Annotated in this window: 13 protein-coding genes and 2 pseudogenes; 1 reads left to right on the plus strand and 14 read right to left on the minus strand. The window is 45.0% G+C overall.

What is annotated here, in order from left to right; all coding sequences use genetic code 11:
- Positions 1 to 34: 34 nt before the first annotated feature.
- From GC096_RS11455 to GC096_RS11495, 9 genes are all read right to left on the minus strand, one after another.
- Positions 35 to 1381 (minus strand): MFS transporter, encoded by a 1347-nt coding sequence (locus tag GC096_RS11455; protein WP_216626094.1) that lies wholly within the window; start codon positions 1379 to 1381, stop codon positions 35 to 37.
- Between the two features lie 62 nt (positions 1382 to 1443).
- Complete coding sequence (locus GC096_RS11460; protein ID WP_171630363.1) at positions 1444 to 3693, minus strand: glycoside hydrolase family 3 C-terminal domain-containing protein; 2250 nt, start codon at positions 3691 to 3693, stop codon at positions 1444 to 1446.
- Positions 3694 to 3739: 46 nt separating this feature from the next.
- Positions 3740 to 5191 carry a sulfatase gene (locus tag GC096_RS11465; protein WP_171630364.1) on the minus strand — a complete coding sequence of 484 codons (1452 nt, stop codon included), beginning with the start codon at positions 5189 to 5191 and terminating at the stop codon, positions 3740 to 3742.
- 26 nt (positions 5192 to 5217) lie between these two features.
- A complete protein-coding gene (locus GC096_RS11470; protein WP_171630365.1) occupies positions 5218 to 7044 on the minus strand; it encodes a sensor histidine kinase in 1827 nt (608 codons plus the stop codon).
- A 4-nt stretch (positions 7045 to 7048) separates the two neighbouring features.
- Complete coding sequence (locus GC096_RS11475) at positions 7049 to 8062, minus strand: helix-turn-helix domain-containing protein (protein WP_171630366.1); 1014 nt, start codon at positions 8060 to 8062, stop codon at positions 7049 to 7051.
- Between the two features lie 113 nt (positions 8063 to 8175).
- A complete protein-coding gene (locus tag GC096_RS11480; protein WP_171630367.1) occupies positions 8176 to 9045 on the minus strand; it encodes a carbohydrate ABC transporter permease in 870 nt (289 codons plus the stop codon).
- Between the two features lies 1 nt (position 9046).
- A complete protein-coding gene (locus GC096_RS11485; RefSeq protein WP_171630368.1) occupies positions 9047 to 9997 on the minus strand; it encodes an ABC transporter permease in 951 nt (316 codons plus the stop codon).
- A gap of 83 nt (positions 9998 to 10080) precedes the next feature.
- Positions 10081 to 11613 (minus strand): extracellular solute-binding protein, encoded by a 1533-nt coding sequence (locus tag GC096_RS11490; protein ID WP_171630369.1) that lies wholly within the window; start codon positions 11611 to 11613, stop codon positions 10081 to 10083.
- 408 nt (positions 11614 to 12021) lie between these two features.
- Complete coding sequence (locus GC096_RS11495; protein WP_171630370.1) at positions 12022 to 12888, minus strand: DMT family transporter; 867 nt, start codon at positions 12886 to 12888, stop codon at positions 12022 to 12024.
- Between the two features lie 120 nt (positions 12889 to 13008).
- On the opposite strand from GC096_RS11495, the gene GC096_RS11500 reads away from it, so the two are divergent.
- Positions 13009 to 14382 carry an aminotransferase-like domain-containing protein gene (locus GC096_RS11500; protein ID WP_171630371.1) on the plus strand — a complete coding sequence of 458 codons (1374 nt, stop codon included), beginning with the start codon at positions 13009 to 13011 and terminating at the stop codon, positions 14380 to 14382.
- Between the two features lie 81 nt (positions 14383 to 14463).
- Here GC096_RS11500 and GC096_RS11505 read toward each other — a convergent pair whose 3' ends face one another.
- From GC096_RS11505 to GC096_RS11520, 5 genes and pseudogenes are all read right to left on the minus strand, one after another.
- Complete coding sequence (locus GC096_RS11505) at positions 14464 to 14805, minus strand: helix-turn-helix transcriptional regulator (protein ID WP_171630372.1); 342 nt, start codon at positions 14803 to 14805, stop codon at positions 14464 to 14466.
- Entirely contained in the window at positions 14751 to 15161 is a 411-nt protein-coding gene (locus tag GC096_RS11510) for a response regulator (protein ID WP_171630373.1), read from the minus strand. The genes GC096_RS11505 and GC096_RS11510 overlap by 55 nt, the downstream gene beginning before the upstream one ends.
- Positions 15136 to 15555, minus strand: coding sequence for a sensor histidine kinase (locus GC096_RS38435; RefSeq protein WP_216626095.1), 420 nt, complete (start codon positions 15553 to 15555; stop codon positions 15136 to 15138). The genes GC096_RS11510 and GC096_RS38435 overlap by 26 nt, the downstream gene beginning before the upstream one ends.
- Positions 15532 to 15648, minus strand: a pseudogene (locus tag GC096_RS11515) (ABC transporter permease subunit); the annotation flags it as partial. The gene GC096_RS38435 and the pseudogene GC096_RS11515, both read right to left, overlap by 24 nt.
- Before the next feature lie 359 nt (positions 15649 to 16007).
- Positions 16008 to 16337, minus strand: a pseudogene (locus GC096_RS11520) (IS110 family transposase); the annotation flags it as partial.
- Positions 16338 to 16360: the final 23 nt, after the last annotated feature.

Raw genomic sequence — 16360 nt, forward strand, 5'->3', positions numbered from 1 at the left:
TGCGAGCTTTACTACATCTTGAGAGAACAACGGTTTAATCAGCAAGTTTTTGAAAATTTGGTTTCTTATTCAGTGAATCCGATTCTTTGTTGATGGAAAGCTTGAACCATATCAGAATCCCGATGGAAAGTAAGCCTATCAGTAACATTAGTCCATACAAATGCTGGTACGACGCTAGTATTTCTGTTTTTTTGTGCGTTTCGAGCAAGACCCCGCATACCGCTACAGAGATTGAACCGCCGCAAAACTGAATGAGCTGCATTAGTCCCATTCCCGAGCCGATGTGGGCTTTAATCAAAATTCGCGACGTTTCATTGTTCAGCGACGCGAGCGTAGCCGAAAAGGCAGGTGAAAAACAAATGTAACCTATGAGTGTAACAATGGGAGAAGCACTTAGCACAGTGCAAAATAAAAGCAATACAAAAACCATTACGGCGTGACCGATAAACAAGAAGAGCAAATTGCCGTATCGATCGATCCATCGGCCGAAGTAGCGAGTCAAAAAAGCAGACAGTATGGCCCCTGGAGCTATCGTCACTCCGATTTTCATGGCCGAAAGGCTGAACACTTTCGCAAGCACCAGTGGCATCAGAAACAAATTGCCGAGATTTAACATTAAAATACAAAATCCTATGACAATGAGTTTGCGATAAGCTGTACTCCTAAATAGATCAGGATTAATGAAAGTTTCTTTCCCTCTGCTCATATGCCAGGCATGAAGTAAGATCGAAAGACAAAAGACCGCTAGCCAAATGACGGAAACCTGTGTCACAGTTAGCAGCAAAGTAACCGCATTGACGACGGTTAAGGATGCACCCGGAATATCGAAGCGGAACCGTAAGGCGTTCTCCCTTGGAAGTAAGCTCAACAAAGCAGGCAGAATGACCAATACAAGGCACGTTACCGCGAATAGTCCGTTCCAACCGAAGTATGCATTGACTAGTCCCCCGATAATCGGACCTAGTCCGAATGCCATCGCACTCCCTGCTGAAATCATAGCGATCGCCGAGCCGCGTCTTTCTTTCGGAATGTAGCGACTAACCAGTACCAGACCAAGACCTGCCATTACACCCGAGCCCATGGATTGAATAATTCGTGCCATCAAGAGTGTGTAGAAATCATTCGCGAAAAAGCCCAATAAGGATGAAAGGCCGAGCACCAAAAGGCCAACCGTTAGCAGCTTTCTCATTGGTACAACATCAGTTAGCCTGCTGTAAATAATAGTCGATAAGGCATAACCCAAGGAATAGCTCGAGATGACCCAAGATCCTTGATCGGCGCTAATATGTAGATCGTTAATAATACTTGGGATTGAAACATTAAACATCGTTGTATTCATAACAACGATAAACAAACCAATCGTCCAAACTGGCAACACCATTTTTTCGTTTATCTACTTTCGCATCCTTTGCTTTTCTATTTTCTTATCAAAGTCAGTGAAGTTTATACGTTCTCTTGTGCAGCAGATGCTTCGCTGAACCTGCTATGAATCTGATCTACCACTTCTTGCGGGTAGCCAAATGATTGCAGGGAGCTCAGTATAGTACGGATTGGCATGCCAAGAACGACAGGATACAGCGGGTTATCTTCATTTATTTTCATCTGGGACATTTGGGAAATTACGAACTGGACTTTATCCGCATAGCGGCCGTCTTTCAACCATTCTTGAAGCGAGTGCAGCAGTGTTAACGGTTCTCTCAAATCTCCGGAAGATGTGAATACAACAGTCCCAAATAGACGGATATCACGGGAAGAAGCGCCGACGAGAATTTGGAATTCGCCGGATTCAACGGCAAACTTGCCAAGATGCTCAACGTAATGAGAGAAAGCGCGTTCATTCACTTCGATCTGTACGGACTTCGTTTCACCAGGAATAAGTTCAACTTTTGCAAAACCCTTCAGTTCCTTGTCCGCTTTCAATACAGTGGATTTCACATCACGCACATACACTTGCACGGCTTCTTTACCGGTACACTCACCAACGTTTTTCACATCCACCGTAATCTTCAGCACATCGCCGTCCTTTAAGCTGCTGCTGGAAAGACGCAGATTTGAGTACTCGAACTCGGTATAAGAAAGGCCGAAACCGAACGGATATTTCACATCCAGCTTCTTCGTATCGTAGTAACGGTACCCGACAAAGATGCCTTCAGAGTATTTCACTTGGTTAATATTGCCCGGGAATGACAGGTATGACGGGTTATGCTCCAATGCCAACGGGAACGTCTCCGTTAGTTTTCCTGACGGGTTTACCTCTCCGAACAAAATGTTTGCAATGGCCGAACCGCCAGCTTGTCCTGGCAACCACGCCTGCACAATCGCCTTTACCTGTGACTCATACGCACTGATATCTATCACAGAACCGCTATTTACAACAATGATCACGTTTGGATTGACTTTGGACACCGCATCAATCAGCCGCGTATGGCTGTGGGGAATGTTCAAGTCTTCACGGTCATATCCTTCACTCTCAATTTTGACCGTTGTTCCGACGAAAATGATTACCGCATCTTGACCCGCTGCTAGCTCGCAAGCCTCCGTTAAAAGCTCATCGTTATCCGTCTCATCATAGCCTGCGCCGTAAACCGTGTGAGCGAATTTGGAAATTTCATCAAGAGGAATATCCAGCAGGGCCGGGTTCATATGAGAGCTGCCGCCGCCCTGGAAACGGGGTACTTCTGCGAACTTTCCTAATACTGCTACTTCAGCTTGCTTGACAAGAGGAAGAATGTAATCCTCGTTCTTAAGAAGCACAATCGCTTCTTCTGCCACTCTACGGGCAATTGCATGATGATGGTCCACATCAATCGATGGGACTTCTCTCTTATGCGCGAGTACCAAATGAATGACCTTCAGAATTCGGCGGACATGGTCGTCAAGCTGCTCAGCAGTAATCTGTTTGTTTCGATAAGCTTCCACTACTTCCGCATTACGGTGGCCTGGACCAGGCATTTCCAAATCAAGACCGTATTGAACCGACGCCACCTTGTCTACAGCAGCTCCCCAGTCAGACATGACCAAACCTTCAAAGCCCCATTCTTGCTTCAGGAGGCCGTTCAAATACTTATCGTTGTTCGCCATGTGTATACCATTTACTTTGTTATAGGAGCACATTATCGTCCACGGATTAGCCTCATTAATTACCATTTCAAATGGAAGCATATAAAGCTCTCTTAAGGTCCGCTCGTCCACTTCAGAGCTGACAACCATTCGATTGGTTTCTTGTTCATTGGCTGCAAAATGCTTAATTGACGTCCCTATGCCACCCTCTTGTACACCTTTCACAAAGGAAGCCCCGATTTTACCCGTTAAAAAAGGATCCTCCGAGAAATACTCAAAGTTGCGCCCGCCAAGCGGAGAACGCTTGCCATTCATACCAGGTCCAAGAATAATTCCAACGTCGTAATATTGGCACTCCTCTGCAATCGCTACGCCCAACTCATGAATCAATGGCTCATTCCACGTAGCTGCCATCGCAGCCTCGATAGGAAAAGCCGTCGCAGGCTGTGTTTTCGAAAGCATCTCGCCTGGCTCACTGGCAGTCGTGAGTCTCACACCGTGGGGTCCGTCGGTCAGTATTATAGAAGGAATATTCAACCGTTCAATCGCTTGTGTACGCCATGACGAGGCGCCGGCCAGCAAGCTGATTTTCTCTTCAACCGTCATTTTACCTATCAGTTCTTCAATGTTCATCTGTTCTCCTCGAAGAATTTATTTAAAGTATAAAGATAGCTCTAGCTTATATGCCTAATCGAACATACTGCTCTGGCGGAGCTTCATTTGCTTCCATAAGCTGCTTGAGCATTCGGATCATGTTTGTTTCGATATGCTGATCTTGGATAGGATGTTTCTGAAACGGATCCTCGGTAACGTCAAATAGCAATGTACCTAATGAGTGGAAATGGCTATACCCGGCTGCCTTGACCTTCAACGTTTGTATCCCCTTCGTAAAAGAGAACGGCTTTTGTAAACTGATCTCCTGCAGCTCTTTCAATGAGAACCTGCTGCGCATATGAGTCGGCATCAGCGTGTAGTTGTATAACGGCGTGTTATCCTTAGAAACCGGAGCCCGCATATAGACGTAGCGGCCATCTGTCACATTCACATGTGCGCCGTGCAATCCGTACAGAGCGACCTCTCGTACCCTAAGGTCACTGGCTATCGTTTCCTTAAGAACCTTCCCATGCATATCCTCAGGAATGTCCAGTCCAAAAAATTCAAGCAGAGTTGGAGCTAAATCGATGGTCTGCACCAAGCTGTTCCTGCGTTCATTGCATTTTCCGCTTCGAGGGTCCCATATAAAAAGTGGCATATGGGCAATCTCGTTATAGAACGGCATGATCGTTTTGGCCCACCAATCATGTTCCCCAAGCAAATACCCATGGTCAGTATTGACAATCAGCATCGTGTCCTTCCACAAGTCCAATTCATCCATGGTATCCAGCACTTTGCCGAGATAGTGGTCGCACATGCTGACCAGGGCTGCATATTCAAAACGGACGTGTTCGATTTCTTCCTTGGTTTCGTTTACTGGACCGTAAGGCGGCCAATCAAAATGTTTTCCCTCGTACTTATGCGGATATAAATCACGGTATTTTTGCGGCGCATAAAAAGGCTCGTGTGGGTCAAATGTTTCTATCTGTACGAACCATCGGTCATCCCTATGATTCGTCCGTATAAATTCCAAGCCCTTCTCCATCGTTTGCGCTTGCGGAAAATCCTGCTCTTCCCGAATATATTTACGGTTCACCCAATCTTGCCGGATCAACGGGTTCATTTGCTTCATGGCGGCCATCTGCGGATCGGCAACCTCACCTTTCCATGGATCGCCTTCCTGCCCGCGAATCAGTTCATATGAGCTGTATCGGGTGTGATAGGTGCCTCCGCCATCTTCCCAGTAGTGTTGGTGATCGGTCACCAAATGCGAGTAAACACCATTCTTCTTGAGCAACTCTGGCATGGAGTCGTCAAATGGTTCTATCGGGCCCCAACTGCGGTGAAGAAAGTTGTATCGTCCCGTATGAATCTCCCGCCGCGCAGGCATACAAGGCATACTTCCCACATAGGCCTGGTCAAAAACAACAGTTTTCTCGGCCAGCCTTGCAAAATTCGGGGCATGAACCCAATCGCTTCCATAAGGAGGAAGCATGTGTCTGTTTAACGTATCAAACATAAGCATAATCGCCTTCATTTCATATCCTCTCCTTCAAAAAATGTCTATTTGTCCGAATGTATCTGGAGCATATTTAATGGCAACCGAATAGAAACGACCGTGCCGCGGCTTTCGAATGAATCCATGCGCACCCCATATTGACTTCCATACTGCAAAACAATCCTGGCGTGTACATTAGCAATACCAAGTGACTGTTGTCTCCCATACCCGAGTTGGGCATTTTCTGAGAGCTGGGTCAGCATACTCTTGATTTCCGCCAGACGGTCAGGACGAATACCCGGCCCGTTATCCGCTACTTCAATCACTAGATCGGTTAGATCGTTAAATGCATTAACAATAATACTGCCTTTTCCTGCTTTAGGTTCTATTGCATATTTCACCGCATTCTCAACAAGTGGTTGGATAATCAACTTAGGGATCAAGCATTTCATAAATTGATCATTTAGGCTGAATTGACTACGAAATGTTCCTGGGAATCGAACATGAATTATCGATAAATAATGCTTCAACTGCGTTAACTCATCTTCCAACTTCACCATCGAATCCGTATCTTTAGCGGTATATCTGTAAAAGTCGGCCAAACTGCGGGCCATATTAACGATTTCCGGCATATCCTCCAAATAAGCCATACTTTTGATTATGTCGAGCGAGTTGTACAAAAAATGCGGATTAATTTGGGTTTGCAGTGCTTTGACCATCGCTTCCTTTTCCCTAAGCTGAAGACTGACTTCCTTGTACTTCAAGGTACTGACGGTTTCAATCAGTTCTTGAATTTGATCAACCATCATATTGAAGCTTCGATTTAAATACTGAAATTCGTCATGGCCAGACACATAGACTGCACGGACGTTCAGGTCTCCTCGCTCCACATTGCTCATGACTTTACTAAGATGAAGAATGGGCCTGACAAAAATCGATGACAAGAATGGTACGGTCAACACAATCCCCAAGGCTATTATCAGAAATGCGGCTATCATGGCATTCGGGGTATTCTTTGTTGCTGATGCCATCTCGGCAAAGGGGACCGTCGAAACGAAGCTCCACCCAGTCGTTTCCGATTTCGTAACGGCTACCAGGGTTTTCCGACCTTCCCACTCTTGAATCGAAGCACTTTCGTTAACCGAAAGATCCAGCTTCCCCAATTCCGTCAACTTGCGATCTACGCCAAGCCAGCTGTATTCCGGATAATAAACAATCGAATCCTCTTCGGATATGATGAAGAATCGGCCTTTTGGAGCGAGCGCTGCCTTTTCGAACGTGCGGTTGATTTCATCCAAATAAAAGTCTATGACCAACTTCCCTAGAAAATCCATGTTTTCAATGCTATAGATGGGCAGCTCTAAGGACAGCACGCGCACGTCGCCGGTGATGTATTTCACAGTATGCGTGGGGATCACTACGGTCTTCTCCTGAAAGCCGTCATAGCTCCAAGGCTCATCGTTAAAAACCTCTTCCGAAGTTAAGGACAAGTTCGACATCGCCAACGTTCGACCATCTGGGGTTAGCAGGAACATACCGGCAATTTCCGGATAGTTGAGCGCCACAGATCTTCTCAGGACGTTTTGAACGTCTACTTTTTCCTTCAAGGAATGGGATTGGCCTTGTTTCATCCACTGTTGAATGAGCTCGTCTTTCGCCACAGATGACGTCGACTTTCCCAACTGGTAAATGTAAAAATCAATATGATGATTCAGCCGGAGTGTGGCCTCCTGGGAAATTCGATAAAAGTCCCGTTTGATCCCACCGCTGTAGTAAGTGTAAGACAGAAATCCCATCAATAAGATGGTGAGCAAGCCTAGGAAAAGAAAGGCAAACGTTAACTTCGCTTTGATCGAGAAACGAAAATGGAAATCGGCAAAAGTTTTTCTCATACGTTTATACACCCATCGATTTTCTGTATTCATTGGGGGATTGTCCCGTATTCTGTTTAAATACACGATTGAAGTGCGGCAGAGAATTAAAGCCGACTGATTCAGCAATTTCGTAGATCCTCAGATTACCTTCGATTAATAGAAGCTTGGCCTGCTGGATCCGGAGCGCAGTTAAATAGTTGATAAAGGTTTGCCCTGTATACTTTTTAAACAACAGGCTAAATTGGGAAACACTGATATGAAACCGATTGGTCATTTCCGTAATAGACAAATCTTCAGCATAATGGGCCTGCAGGAACTCACATGCTTTACGGACGAGCTGGCGCATATCAATGTTGAATATCGTGTTATAATACTGAATCCAGTGTTGCGTCAAAGTATGAAAGTACTGGGTGACCTGCTCCTGCTTAAATCGAGAAATCTCCATACGAGTGAAAGAGGGCTCCATACCTTGAATCAAGTCATTGAATTTTCCGGAGAACGTTTTGAGTACTATCATTTTTTCGCTTTCCTGCAATGTAGAAGTGCCAATAATTTGCTGAACAATATCGGCTTGTTCCTTAAACACATTCTGAGGATCCATATCGGTGATTTTGTCAAAAAACTGCTGAATGCTCAGGAAATATTGTCTCAAATTTATGAATTGCGCTATTCCCTCACGCGCGTTCTGCAAGGCTTTGTTTAGCTCCTCCTCCATCACGGGCTTGAGCAAAAAATCACTGACGTTATAACGCAACGCTTGCCGTGCATATTCGAATTCACTGTACCCCGTCACAATAACCGTAATGATCGGCAATCGTCTCTCGTGAATTTCACGAACCAGCCAGAGACCGTCCTGAATAGGCATCATGATGTCGGTGATAACGATAGAGGGCCACACCGTATATATCATCTGCAGTGCCTCTTCCCCATTTCCCACTTCGGCCACAACTTCGTATTCGCTTCCCATCTGCTCCACCATTTTGGCGATGGCACCGCGTATCCAATGCTCATCCTCAACAATCATGACCTGATACATATATGAGCACCACCTATAGTTGTAATGAATCCACTATGTCGTCCCTTGGAGATCGACATTAATCCTTCATTATATCATGGGGGTCCCACACTGCATCCGGCACGAAGTTGGGTTCACCCTTTTACCGACCCCACAAGCATTCCCTTATCAAAATGCTTTTGAAAATACGGATACATGATAAGCATTGGAATCGAAGCCATGACCACGACAGCCATTTGCACCGGTGGTCCATACTCAAATCCTTTGGCTGACGTTTCCAGCGAATTGCTCGATTCCAATATTATTTGCCTTAAGAACACCTGCAAAGGTAATTTCTGTGAATCGCTGATAAACAGAACAGCTTGGAAATAAGAATTCCAATAAAACACAGCATAAAACATAATGAAGGTAGCGACCGAGGTCATGGATAGCGGCAGAATGACACGCAAAAACATGGTCCACTCCCCGCAACCGTCAATCCGAGCCGCGTCTTCAAGTTCCTTGGGCGTATTCTGAAAAAAACTTCTCATCACGATCAGGTTAAACGGAAGGACAGCATTATTCAAAAATAGCGACCAATAACTATTCAGTAAGCCAAGCTGACTGGTCAGCAAATACATAGGAATAATGCCGCCGCTAAAAATCAATGTAAATAAAACCATAATATTTATCGCTTTTCTGCCCCTGAGCCAAGTCCTGGATAACCCGTAAGCCATCAAAGTGGTAACCGTAATGCTAAGCACGGTCCCTCCCACAGTGATTTGCAGCGCATTCCAATAAGATGTAATAAAGTTATGGTTGCTGAATAAATAGCCGTAGGCGTTTAATGTCCAATCTTTTGGAATTAGGAAAAAACCTCGTGACAACATTTCTTGTTTCGTCGAAAAAGAGCTAAGAAGCACATACATGCAAGGGAATATAACCAACAGCAGGATTAAAGAGAGCAGCAAATAGATGCATATATCAAATAATGAAAATCGTTTCGTGATGGCCTTCTTTTTCATCCTAATATACCCCTTCCTCTCCTATTTTCCGGGATGCCTTGTTGGCCAGGTAGACGAGCACTAATCCTACCAATCCTTTGAACAGTCCGACCGCTGTTGTATAGCTGAATTCCCCCTGGTTAATTCCAACCCGAAACACATAAGTGTCAAACACTTCGGAAATATCAATATTCAGTGAATTTTGCAGCAGTAGGATATGTTCGAAACCCGAATCCATCACGTGGCCCAATCGCAAAATGAATAAAATGATGATGGTCGCCCGCAGAGCAGGCAAGTTAATATGCCAAATTTGTCTCCAGCGGCTGGCACCGTCAACCCGGGCAGCCTCATACAGTGTAGGATCTACAGAAGCAAGAGCCGCAAGGAAAATGATCGCGCTCCATCCGGCTTCCTTCCAAACCACCTGAAACAAATAAAGCATCCGGAAGTAACTAGGATCGGTCATCAGTTCAACACGCTCATACCCCCAAGTAGAAAGAAGAATGTTAATTCCCCCATCTTGAGAGGAGAATAATAAGACGGTCATACTGACAATGACTACCCAGCTTAAGAAATGAGGAACATATAACAATGTTTGCGCCCATTTTTTATACCAACGGATGCGAACCTCGTTCAAAAGAAGAGATAGGATGATCGGAACAGGAAAAAAGAAAAATAAATTCAAAGCGCTAATCACTAGGGTGTTCCTAAAGATCCCCCAAAAATCCGGGTCCTTGAACAGACGAATGAAGTTATCGAATCCGATCCATTGGCTTTGAAGAAAGCCTTCGAAAGGGTCATAGTTTTGGAAGGCGATAATAATGCCGCCCATAGGAATATATTTAAAGACTATGAAATATAAGAAGCCCGGCAAAATCATCAAGTAAATCGGGATTCCGCGCTTCCATTCATCCCATCTGCGAGGCGTGCTCTTGCTGTTTGCCCTAATGGATTCCGTTATCGCAGTACTCAAGACAGCAACCTCCCTTTCTCAATTTGGTAATAAAGCCTGAATGAACAGCTCGATCATTCAGGCTTTTAACGTTTGACAGCCTATTATTTTGTTTTCAGATATTCGTCATTTATTTCCTTAATAATGGTATCTCCTCCGCCGGCCTTCCATTCAGCAATCGCTTTATCTATGGATTCCATCGGTTCTTGACCAACAATAACCTTAACCATGGTATCCATCCATTTTTTATCTATCGTCGGTCCGACTTTGATGGCTGTATCCGAATCAAGACCAAAACCGTCGTTATTCACTTTAAGTTTCTCATTGTTATCGAAATATGATTTTATCGTTGCCGTCTCTTTAGGATCATTCCATTTATAAACCAGAAACAGCGGGTCGAACCGTTTGAAGAACCAGCCAACTAACAAGAACTGTCTGTCCTTTATAGATGCGTCGAGCTGCTCGTATTTATCGGCCGATATCTTCTTGTAGTGGACACCCTCGATCCCATGTTTCACCAGATCATAACCTTCGTCTGAAAGCATGTAATCCATCAGCTTCAGGATGCGTTGTTGTTTCTTAACATCGATCTTAGAATTGATCACGATTTTGTCCGATGCTGGTGTACCCGGTGTCCCGCGTTTCCCTGTAGGACCTGTCGGTGGCAGCAATTGGACAAGCTCCGCTTTCGGATCCAACTTCGTTAACGGAGGTAATGTTTCGATATAAAGCTGCTGCGGATTAACATTGGCAATACCAGACTTTCCGGCCTCCATCTTATTAAGCGAATCACGCGATTTCAGGATCGGAAAATCTTTGTCCAATACTCCCTCTGAATAGGCCTTTTTCATAAATCCGATAAAATCCTTTAACTCCTTACTTTGGGTTTGCATAGGAACCAGCTTGTCTGCTTCCAATTTCCATTTGTTCGCAAGCCCGAAACTGGAAGTCAGGTATCGTGCACTTCCCCAAAATCCGAAATTACCACCAGGGCTAATTTCCACCGAAAAACCCACCGTATCCTGCTTGCCGTTGCCATCCGGGTCGTTTAAAGCAAACGCTTTGGCGACGTTATAAAATTCATCGATCGTCTCCGGTACTTTGAGTCCCAGTTTATCAAGCCAATCTTTGCGAATAGCCAGTGAATCTCTCGTTTCCTGGTTGTAGAACGGTATACCGAAATATTTGTCTTTCGGGTTAAAATGTTTCAGCGACTGCTCTGGAATGTACTTTACAATGTTCGGATACTTGCTTAGCTCCGGTTTCACATCCATAAAAATATTTTTGCTCTGCCACTTTACATACTCTGTATTCGTCATATAAAAGACATCTGGGAAGTTGTTCGATGCGGCCATGACATTCAGCTTCTCTGGATAGTTGGCAGAAGGAACCCATTCAATCTTAAGATCGATATTCAGCTTTTTGTTCAGTTCCTCAATGATGGGATGATTAGGCGGCCATCCTCCTCCAGCGTAGCTTCGCGTCATGAGATTAATTGTTATTTTTTCGCTCAGATCGTCTGCTACAGCATTGCCTTTCTCTGACTCCTTCTTCCCTGTCGCGGAATCCCCACTACAACCTGCAAGCAGTGTAGTCAACATTAAAGCGCTTAACGAGAGCGTTATCATTTTTTTCATTCTTCCCAAGCCCCCTGAATTTATTTCTTCATGAAAAAGAAGTTAGTCCAACTTTATCAAAAATCCCCACCTAGGTCGTTAACGTATAGTCCGTTTTCTTTGCATATTCTCCGAAACCACCGTCAATATTTCTCTCTCTCTCTTATCTCTCACATGAGGGATCTCGTTATCAATGGCTCCTACAATATTTGCCTCATCCGAGTCGTAATAAAATTCTTCCTCGCTTTCTTTTTCTATTTTTCCCACAAAGAACGAGTAATACGTATCGTTAACGGATTAACCGTTTTTTTCATTTCTTCATTTGCGTTTTCATGTGTAGCACTACCTCTGCTCATCCTTCATACCCCCCTAAAGTAAAAAACGCGTTCACCCCATAGAGTGAACGCAACTGCTGACTAAGAAATCCGACTATTTAGAAGCAAATCGTTTGGCAAACGTCACGCACATAACAACGCCAATATTGACAATAAAAATTGGCCAACCAATGGATTCGTGCAAAACAAGAGCCGAGAGCAACAGGCCGAAGAATGGCTGAAGGAGTTGCAATTGTCCGACTGCTGCTATGCCTCCCTGAGCAAGACCGCGGTACCAAAACACGAAGCCGATAAGCATACTGAATAGCGAGACGTAGGCAAGACTCAAGTAGGACGATACCTGGATACTATCCCAGGATTGAGGCATTTTATAAAGCGAGAGCACCAACATCAAGGGAAGGGAAATGAGAAGCGCCCAAGAGATGACTTGCCATCCGCCCAGTCTCCGTGAGAGACGCGCGCCTTCCGCATAACCATACCCACACACGATAATCGATGCCAGCATGAGTCCATCACCAAGTGGAGATGATGTAGCTCCATTAGCTAAAGCAAATCCTGCTACAAGACAGCTCCCTAAAGCGGATAATAACCAAAAAATCGGCTTAGGACGTTCAGCTCCCCGCAACACCCCAAAAATCGCTGTCGAGAGCGGCAGAAGCCCAATATAAATAATCGCATGCGAGGAAGTGACATATTGAAGGGCTACGCCTGTCAGTAGCGGAAATCCCACGACGACGCAAAGTGCCACTAACACTAGCGGAAGGACTTCGTTTCGAACAGGACGTTGTGGTCTAAAAATAAGAAGTAATCCCCCCGCTAATAGCCCGGCGATTGCAGCGCGACATACCGTGAGGAACAACGGATCGAAATCCATGACAGCAAGTCGCGTTGCTGGTAGGGAACCGCTGAAGAAAAGCACACCTAAAAATCCATTGATCCATCCACTTGTTGTTTTGTTCATTCTGCCCACCCCGTGTTTACTTTTGTGCGATATTCTGTATTATAGTAGGCACAGATGTGGGTGTATATCTAGAAAATACACATCTGTAAGGATACAGATTGCAGCATAGGGGGTGTTGTTATGGCGAATAAAAAGCAAAAGGTGATAGATAGTATTCGCTCGGACATCGTCAACAGTTTTGTTAAACCTGGCCAGAGATTGCCCTCGATTCGAGAACAGAGTCAACAATTCGCTTGTAGTCTCAATACCATAATCAGTGCGTATCAGGAACTTGAAAGGGAATACTTGATTTATTCACGTCCGAAAAGTGGTTATTATGTTGTCGCGCAAGAAGCACTTTTACCCTTGCTCCAAAACAAACGAATCGACTTTACATCAGCGGCACCTGATCCCTCCTCTATGTCCCAAATGGACTTGCGACAATGTTTAAACAAGGCGATGGAGCTTTTTGAAACTTCCATTTTCACTTATCCCGATCCGCAAGGATTGTTGTCACTACGCCAGGAAATTGTGAAGCTTTTTCATAAACAACAAGTCTTTTCTTCGGAGCAGCAGCTATTTATTTTTTCAGGTGCCCAGCAGGCGCTTCATCTACTCAGCGGGATGCCTTTCCCAAATGGAAAGACAAACATCTTGGTGGAACAACCGACTTACTGGGGGATGTTGGAATCACTGAAAGCACAAAATCAAACCGTCATCGGGATCGATAGAACTCCTAACGGAATTGACTGGGCTGCATTGGAACGTCATTTTCAAAGCAACATGATTAAGTTCTTCTACACCATTCCGCGGTTCCATAATCCGTTAGGGACGTCCTATACACCAAAGGAAAAGCAAAGAATAGCAGAGCTTGCGCAAAAGTACGACGTTTTCGTTATTGAAGATGATTATCTCGCGGATATGGAAACAAACAACAAAGCGGATCCCATTTGGGCGTATAATGGCTCCAGTCATGTTATTTACCTTCGAAGTTTTTCTAAAATCATGCTGCCTGGATTAAGGCTTGCCGCAGCGACAGTACCGCATTCAATCGTCCCTTCCCTTCAGCAGCTTAAACGAACAGCGGATCTAAGCACTTCGGTTCTATCTCAAGGAGTTCTAGAAATTTTTTTGCAATCCGGTATGTATGAGCATCATGCAAAGCAAATGAAGGTCTTGTATAATCATCGAGTCAGCAAACTAAAAGAAGTTTCAAGCCGACTATTGCCCCATGAGTCCTTATATTCCGTCACGTCTAGCGGAGGTCTTTTTTCAACGATTAATCTCCACAATATTCATACAGAGGACTTGGTTAAGAGGCTACATACACGAGGGGTAGATGTGCTGCCAGCGGACCCGCAATTCCTTTCCTCTTTCCCCAAAATGAACTTGTTACGCATGAGTATTATGCGCACAGATGAACAGGATATTGAAAAAGGCATTCATATTCTTGCTGATGAATTAGAACATGCCAAACAGACAAGCAATTCGTATAAGCCGTTCTTTTGGATTTAAATATTTAGATTATTATCCAGAAATAAAGAAAAACGGGGGTTAAAGGAATATTACCCCAGGTAACCTCTCCTTTAACTCCCGTTACAAAAACTTGTTGCGATATTCGGTCGGCGTCAAACCGAACTGCTTCTTGAAGTTCTCCCGGAAGTGGTCCTGGTCTGTATACCCGATCCGGTCACATATCTCGTAGATTTTTATCGCGGGATCCTTCAGCAGCCGGCCAGCTTCCTCCATACGGAGACGAATGATCCAATGATTGATCGTCACACTGGTTATTTCTTTAAACAGCAGATTCAAATATTTTTCGCTTAATCCGACTGAGGCCGCCACATCCGCTAGCGTCAATTCCCTACGTGTAAATTCTTCCTTCATATACTGAATCGCTTGTTCGACCACTTCGTCTTTTTCAAACTTCCATGCCATTCCCCTTGAGGCAACGTATCCGACAAATATGGCAGCTTTACCTTGGTGGCATGCTCTACGACGGTCAACTTCCGGCGCTCTTCCCGTTCTTTGTGAAGTACTTCGACCGCACGCGAAACAACCTTTTCTATTTCAACCGGATCGATCGGCTTCAGGACATAGTCCAATACTTGAAGCTTTAGCACCTGCCTTGCATGCTCAAACTCACTCAATCCAGATAAAATGATGTAGCGGATGTCCGGATTACGAGCTTTTACGGTCTCAATCAACTCCAAGCCGTTCATCTTGGGCATCCCGATATCAGTTAAAAGCAGGTCCGGTTCCTCACGGTCAAGCCACGCCAACACCTTCGACACAGGTGCCCTCACTTACTTCAACATAACGCAAACCAAACGCCTCCCCGCAATGCAGTTGAATTCTCCGATGAACATTCATAGTGCCGTAGCCGGTTCCACCGCTGTTCGATTTGCCGATAGGATCGCTCACAGGCTGCTGCCGGAGCATGCGGTTTATTTTATCTGCCTCGCAGCCTCGCCCATTATCTTCGACCCTCAGCACAAGCGCTATCCCTTCCAGTCGGGCTGAAATTGTTATCCGGCAATCAGACGGACGGTCGGCAAACCCGTGAATGATGGCATTTTCGGCCAACGGTTGCAAAGTAAGGTGCACCATGTTGATGGACACGAGATCGTCCGGTATTCGTATATCCACGTGCAGATCATCCATCGGGAGGGTAATGTGCCAAATCATTCTTAAACGCCCAGCTCCATCCACTCTCGCCGCTTCATACAATGTCGGATCGATGGCTGTCATCGCAGCCAGGTAAATAATCGCTCCGTATCCATGTCGTCGACCGAGATGACACTAACCTCACTACCGCCTATAACGCTTTTCCCATAAACAGAATTCTTGTCCAGGCCGAGGACCTCCCCAAATAAGACTCACTCCATGTAACCCCAACTCATTGATGGATAAATATGGAAAATCATCATAGCGCACACACGTTCTTATGTAAATGCCGTCTATTGTTTAACTATCGTGTCCGGTTAGCTTAAGTGTACCATTCTTATGTTCCACGAACAGCTTCGAGAAAAGCTCATTAGAGTAATTAATCCTACGCTCAGGAAATTCGCCTGTAAGTATAATCTTCAACATTTGAAGCAGACGTTTACCCGTTAGTTCAGTCGGCCCTTGAGACCATTGTGCCACGCATCAGCGGCATCTGTTTTTACCTTTCGTAGTTGAGATCCTTTTGCCCGTTTGGATTGAAGTGGATTAATTACCATATGGCAAAACCCACTGCGTTCCATGTAAGCCACAAGTCCCCGATGATAATGCCCTGTTGCTTCTAACACAACTACCGGTTCTTTTCCCGTTTCCTGACGCAGTTCTCCAAGCCACTCTCCAAATTCTTCAAACCCTTCCTCCGTGTGGGAGATGTTTTTCGACTTCCCTGCCACTTCATTTCGCGAAGTGAATGCCTGAGCCACACTCGTTCCTTTCGATACATCCAAACCTACAACTGGTTCCATTTCACCATTCCTTTACAAATTTT

This window comes from Paenibacillus plantarum (assembly GCF_013141695.1).
In the GTDB taxonomy this organism is placed as follows: Bacteria; Bacillota; Bacilli; order Paenibacillales; family NBRC-103111; genus Paenibacillus_E; species Paenibacillus_E plantarum.

Bases quoted from the DNA above. Each gene is read 5' to 3' on its own strand.
- GC096_RS11475 (WP_171630366.1), bottom strand. From the start codon at position 8,062: ATGTATCAGGTCATGATTGTTGAGGATGAGCATTGGATACGCGGTGCC.
- GC096_RS11495 (WP_171630370.1), bottom strand. From the start codon at position 12,888: ATGAACAAAACAACAAGTGGATGGATCAATGGATTTTTAGGTGTGCTT.
- GC096_RS38435 (WP_216626095.1), bottom strand. From the start codon at position 15,555: ATGATTTGGCACATTACCCTCCCGATGGATGATCTGCACGTGGATATA.
- GC096_RS11480 (WP_171630367.1), bottom strand. From the start codon at position 9,045: ATGAAAAAGAAGGCCATCACGAAACGATTTTCATTATTTGATATATGC.
- GC096_RS11465 (WP_171630364.1), bottom strand. From the start codon at position 5,191: ATGAAGGCGATTATGCTTATGTTTGATACGTTAAACAGACACATGCTT.
- GC096_RS11500 (WP_171630371.1), top strand. From the start codon at position 13,009: ATGGCGAATAAAAAGCAAAAGGTGATAGATAGTATTCGCTCGGACATC.
- GC096_RS11455 (WP_216626094.1), bottom strand. From the start codon at position 1,381: ATGGTGTTGCCAGTTTGGACGATTGGTTTGTTTATCGTTGTTATGAAT.
- GC096_RS11470 (WP_171630365.1), bottom strand. From the start codon at position 7,044: ATGAGAAAAACTTTTGCCGATTTCCATTTTCGTTTCTCGATCAAAGCG.
- GC096_RS11490 (WP_171630369.1), bottom strand. From the start codon at position 11,613: ATGAAAAAAATGATAACGCTCTCGTTAAGCGCTTTAATGTTGACTACA.
- GC096_RS11460 (WP_171630363.1), bottom strand. From the start codon at position 3,693: ATGAACATTGAAGAACTGATAGGTAAAATGACGGTTGAAGAGAAAATC.
- GC096_RS11505 (WP_171630372.1), bottom strand. From the start codon at position 14,805: ATGGCATGGAAGTTTGAAAAAGACGAAGTGGTCGAACAAGCGATTCAG.